Annotated in this window: 4 protein-coding genes; 2 read left to right on the forward strand and 2 right to left on the reverse strand. The window is 32.8% G+C overall.

Annotation, left to right across the window (positions count from 1 at the left end):
* A partial coding sequence (locus QM536_09300; protein MDI9357204.1) for a hypothetical protein occupies positions 1-2,014 on the reverse strand: 2,014 nt, incomplete at its 3' end.
* Positions 2,015-2,497: 483 nt separating this feature from the next.
* On the opposite strand from QM536_09300, the gene QM536_09305 reads away from it, so the two are divergent.
* A complete protein-coding gene (locus QM536_09305) occupies positions 2,498-3,448 on the forward strand; it encodes an arginase (GenBank protein ID MDI9357205.1) in 951 nt (316 codons plus the stop codon).
* Positions 3,449-3,469: 21 nt separating this feature from the next.
* Positions 3,470-4,573, forward strand: a complete 1,104-nt coding sequence (locus QM536_09310) for an acyl-CoA reductase (GenBank protein MDI9357206.1) — start codon at positions 3,470-3,472, stop codon at positions 4,571-4,573.
* A 133-nt stretch (positions 4,574-4,706) separates the two neighbouring features.
* Here the strand turns inward: QM536_09310 and QM536_09315 are convergent.
* Positions 4,707-5,936 (reverse strand): hypothetical protein (locus QM536_09315; GenBank protein ID MDI9357207.1); only part of this gene is annotated, 1,230 nt, incomplete at its 5' end.

A 5,936-nucleotide genomic window follows, 5' to 3' on the forward strand; every position in this document is an offset into this window, starting at 1 on the left:
TATAGCTTCTATAATTTCTATACGAAGTAGAATCTCTAAAATCCAAGTTTCTCGTCAGTTCATACCCATTACAAATTCCTACACTACATGTTCCTGTAAGATTATATCTAATAAAATCTAATTGTTCTATAAAGCTTACTTCTATGAGTCCGTCTTTATCTATATCTTTGTACATAATGGGATGAATGGTAAGAATTTGCACCACAGAATCTGCTGTCAAATAATTTTCATTTCCGCTTTGATAGGCGATAATACGGACAGTTCCCACTCTGTTTATAGTTACTGTATTACTATTTATTTCTATAATAGTATTGGATGCAGAATATACAATAGGTAAACTGGAAGAAGATATTGCTTGTAAAACAAAAGGTGCTTGTCCAAAAGTGCTATCTAATGCTTCAAAAGATACACTCTGATATGCTTTGTGTATGGTAAGAATTTGCACCACAGAATCTGCTGTCAAATAATTTTTATTTCCGCTTTGATAGGCGGTAATACGGACAGTTCCCGCTCTGTTTATAGTTACTGTATTACTATTGATTTCTATAATAGTATTGGATGCAGAATATACAATAGGTAAACTGGAAGAAGAGCTTGCTTGTAAAACAAAAGGTGTGTATCCATAAGTTCTATCTGTCAAAGCCCCAAAAGTAATACTCTGAGCCACCCTACTAGCAGAAAGATTCACAGAGATGTCTCCATTAGTATTGACTCCTCCTCCTACAAAAACTCCTGGATTTCCTTTTCCTACAGACGTTCCATCAGCATTTCTAAATACCATTACTAATTTGTATATAGGAGTGTCACTATTCACATTATAATAATTTCTTGGTAAAATCTTTATTGTCCATTTTGTTGTTCCAGCTATCTTTTTCATCTTTCCCACACCATCATCCATACCCCAATTTCCTATAGTTCTTTCCCATGTAATTCCATTACGAGTAGTTATTACTGCACTGTGCATATAAACAGAAGTGGTAGTAGCATTAAGAGCAGTACTACCCCCTAGAATCGTAGTATTATTTGTATTCAAAGCAACATCATATATTATCTCTACGCTGTCTTCAGGATTTGCATTCACAGGATTTAAGGTGACTATTTGAGATTGGGAAGGGAAATTGACATAAATATCTCCATTAACTACTTCTCCTCCCAAAAAAACTCCTGGATTTCCTTTTCCTACAGACGTTCCATCAGCATTTCTAAATACCATTGCTAATCTGTATATAGGAGTGTCACTACTCACATTATAATAATTCCTTGGTAAAATCTTTATTCTCCATTTTGTTGTTCTCGCTATCTTTTTCATCTTTCCCACACCGTCATTAGCTCCCCAGTTTCCTCTTGTTCTTGCCCAACCAGTTCCATTAGGGTTTATCACTATTCCACTGTGCATATAAACAGCAGTATCAGTAGAGTTAAGAGCAGTTTTACTTGCTAAAATGATATTATTAGTGGTATTTAAAGCAGTATTATATATTATTTCTATACTGTCTTCGGGACTTGCATTTTTGGGATTAAGAGTAACTATTTGAGATTGAGCAGGGAAATTGACATAAATATCTCCATTAACTACTTCTCCTCCCAAAAAAACTCCTGGATTTCCTTTTCCTTGTTTAGTCCCATCAGCATTTCTAAATACCATCGCTAATCTATATATAGGAGTGTCGTTATGAACACTATAATAACTCCTTGGAACAATTTTTATGCTCCATTTACTCGTTCCTGCTATCTTTTTCATCTTCCCCACACCATCATTAGCTCCCCAGTTTCCTCTTGTTCTTGTCCAATCAGTCCCATTAGGAGTAATCACTACTCCACTGTGCATATAAACGGAGGTATCCGTAATACCAAGAGTATTTATCCCCGTTGCACTTAAAGCAACATCATATATTATCTCTACGCTGTCTTCAGAAGTCGCATCAAATGGACTTATACTTACTATTTGTCCATTACATTCATAACTACCTATTGCAAAAGCAATAGCAAACATTACTATAAATTTTTTTTTCATTTTTGTTTTTTGTTTTTATGTATAAATTATAAGTTGTTAACTCACTAAAAATTATATTCAAAAGTTTATTTTAACATTTTAATGGATGATACCTTATGTATGCTACTTTTTTTGGGTTTTTTTAATTTCATTCCATTCTCATAATGTTGGAATTCAAATGACTGTACAGTTTATTTAAACATTTAAAATAATGTATGAAATTTTATTATATTTTTGCGTAATATGAGTAATTCTTATTGTATTTATCTTTAAATTTATTTATATTTTTTACCATATTAAGAAATATCCGTTCGTATAATTCTATAATTGTATTCTTTCGGAATTTTTTGTTTGTTCCTTGAGAAGTGTTTTTAACTCTCGTTCATAATTCATAATTCATAATTTATATATAAATTTGGATTTTTCTATAAAATTATATAAATTTGCGTTTTAAAGAAACCATTTTAGGATACTTTAATAAATCCAAAAACGAAAGATAATACTATGAATAAAAAAGTAATAATAATAGAAGTTCAGTCAGAATTAGGGGCGGGAACGCCTGGTGCCAGTTTTGGCATAGATGCATTAAAAATTGCAAGTATTAAAAAGAGGTCTCCTTTTTTTACGAAGCATAACAAAGTAGTTGTTTTATCAGATAATACACCTATGTTCAAAAAATCTACTTCTCCTACTGCGAAACACATAAAAAAGATAGTAGAGCTGCAAAAAAGGGTCCAGATTGCGGTTGCCAAAATCATACGAGAAGATGCTTTTCCGTTGGTATTAGCTGGTGATCACAGCACCTCTTTTGGTACTATCGCAGGTATCAAGCATGTTTTTCCTGAAAAACGATTAGGTGTGATATGGATAGATGCCCATGCAGATTTACATACTCCTTATACCACGCCATCAGGAAATCTTCACGGAATGCCACTGGCTCTTGCTTTAGCCATTGATAATACAGAATGTATGGAAAATACTCCCGATCCAGATGTGATACATCTTTGGAAGCAAGCAAAAAAAATAGGGACAAAAGATGCTAAAATAAACTATGAAGACATTGTGTATATTTCTGTTCGGGACTTTGAAAAGGCAGAAGAATACCTTATGAATACCCATAATATAAAAGTATTTACTACTGACGATGTTCGTAAAAAAGGAGCATTGCAAGTGGCTGCCATGACGATAGAATACCTCTCAAAATGCGACCAGATCTATGTTTCTTTTGATGTAGATAGTATGGATATTTTTTTTGCCAAAGGCACAGGAACAGCAGTAATAGGAGGGATTACTCCTGAGGAAGCAAAAATACTCAATAGAGAATTGGTAACCCATGCAAAGACATGCTGTTGGGAAATAGCGGAAATAAATCCGATGATTGATTCGGAAAATAAAACCGCAGAGATTGCTTTTGATATAATAAAAGAGGTAACAAAAAAAAGAGAATCCCAATAAGTATTTTATTCATACATCATAATGGCAGAAGAGAAGTTCCATTTGGAAGCAAGGGTAGAAGATTTCATTAAATTAGGGAAGTACATAAAAAGTATTCCTCATAAAGAGAAAAAAAATCTTTTTGAACAAGCACAGAGGCAAAATAAATGGTTCGTGGATAGATTTTTAGATACTGCCTTAGAGGGAATTTCTCATTTTTTGAAGGGCGAGATGCTTTGGAAATGGGTCTCTGCTTATAATTTTGAAAAAAACACCAAAAAAAATGTAGGTATAGCAATGGCAGGGAACATACCCGCAGTGGGATTTCACGATTTACTTTGTGTATTAATCACTCATAATAATGCTATTATAAAACAGAGTTCTCATGACAGCATTATTATTCCCTTTCTGATGGAAAAATTACAAGAGATAAATCCCATTTATAAATCTGTCTTGAATTATGAAAGTTCTTTGAAAGGAATTGATATGTTTATTGGCACAGGCAGTAATAATACAGCGAGATATTTTGAATATTATTTTTCAAAAATTCCTCATATTATCAGAAAAAACAGGAGTTCCGTTGCTATTCTTACGGGCAAGGAGACAAAAATAGAGCTACAGGGTCTCAGTGCAGATATTCACACCTATTTTGGGTTAGGGTGTAGGAATGTTTCTCAGATATTTATTCCTCTCGACTATAATTTTTCTGCTTTATTTGAAGCAATGGAGGGGTTTTCTTGGTTGGTAAACCACAGTGGATACTATAATAATTATCAATACCACAGAGCAGTGTATAGTATGAATCAAGATTTTTTTATAGAAAATGATTTTGTAATCTTAAAGCAAGATAGAAGCTATTGCTCTCCTATTTCGGTGCTGTATTTTGATTATTATAAAACAAAAGAATCTCTCACAGCAGAAATAGAATCTCACTGTGATAAAATACAGGTCATAGTTTCTAATACCAATAAAGAAGGGGAAGGTGTTTATTTTGGAGAGACGCAATACCCAAATCCTTGGGATTATGCGGATAAGAAAGATGTTTTACAGTTTTTATTAGGAGCAGCTCCTTCCGTTCTTTTTGTGTTAGATATTTTGCATATTTCATCTATGGATGTGATACATTTGGTTTTTAAATTTTTCTGAAATGAATTATGTTCTGATGTTGATGATTTATTTTATATGCATAAGGATAACCAAATGGGTATAGGGGTTTGTTATCTTGAAGTAAAACTGTAGTTCCACAAAATTCAAAACAACATATCTATTTTTCCTTGCGTCATAAAGTTTTTGTCCAAATGCTGATGAGTTCCTTGTCAATTTTTCTTGTAGTGTGTAGTTTTTTAGTATCACTATACAATAAATATTTCCAATGGTAAGATTTAAAATTGTCTGTAAACATTGGGTCCTTAGTTGCCAAAAATTCATGTATTCGTCTGTCGGGGAGTACCATAATTTTTGGAATGTCTGCTTCCACATTAGATGCCCTTTGAACACCTGATGTGAATTTGGTTGAGTTCTCAACTTCAATAATGTAGGCGATTTTGTTATTGTTAATCCAAAGCATATCTATCATTTCAATTCTTTCAAGTTTCTCTTTGTCATAGGAAAGAAAATTCAAATTATTATAGTCGGCAAAATCAACAAGTTTTTTTCCGTTTATGTTTTCAGGTTGCTCACGCTTGCCAACAAATATTTCGTAGCCAAGTTTTTTTCCAATGTCTGAAAGGAGCTTTAATATCTCTGTATGCTTTGTAAAATCTGCTTCTACTTCAATAGTTCTATACAACCATTTTCCACCTGATTGTGAAGCATATTTTTTTAATATTTTGTCAATTGATTTAATGTCTGGCGTTAAGCCATTTGGGTATTTTACAAAAATTTCTGCAAGTACTTGGTCAAAAGAAACAGAAGTTTTTCGTCTTAATAAATTGACAATAGTTTCTTCAACTCTGTCAGTTAAAAGACGGTCTGGATATTTTATGTAATCTTTCGGGTTAGTAAACCACCAATAGTTACCTGCTTTGTTGTCTCCATTTGTTGTTATCTTAAATATTTTTCCAACATTTGCCTCTAAAATGTGTTGAATATTACTATCAAAACCAGCCAAATCAAAACCAGCACCTGAAATTTCAGTTAGTACCCCATTAAATAAAAACTGATATGGTGTCGGCTCATTTCTCAATGCAATTATTTCAATTGCTTTTGTTACAACAAAATGTTCAAACTCGTCTTTGTCTGTCTTAATGGTTTGTACGTCGGACTTAACACAACGGATATAAAAATCTGTTCCCGAAGTGCCATAAGGATGAGCAACATTTGCGTCGCCGGTTCTTCTGTTTTGTTGATGAATAACTTTTTCAATTCTAAAACCAGCTAATGAAATTGATTTTAAAAACGCATTCCAAATTGGTAATTCTTTGTTGTGAAAAGTGAAAACAATTTTTCCTTCTGGCTTTAATAGTTTGTAAAGATTTTTTATTGAGTTTGTAAATCTTTGCTTGTATGT

It is taken from the genome of Chitinophagaceae bacterium, assembly GCA_030053935.1.
In the GTDB taxonomy this organism is placed as follows: Bacteria; Bacteroidota; Bacteroidia; order Cytophagales; family JASGCU01; genus JASGCU01.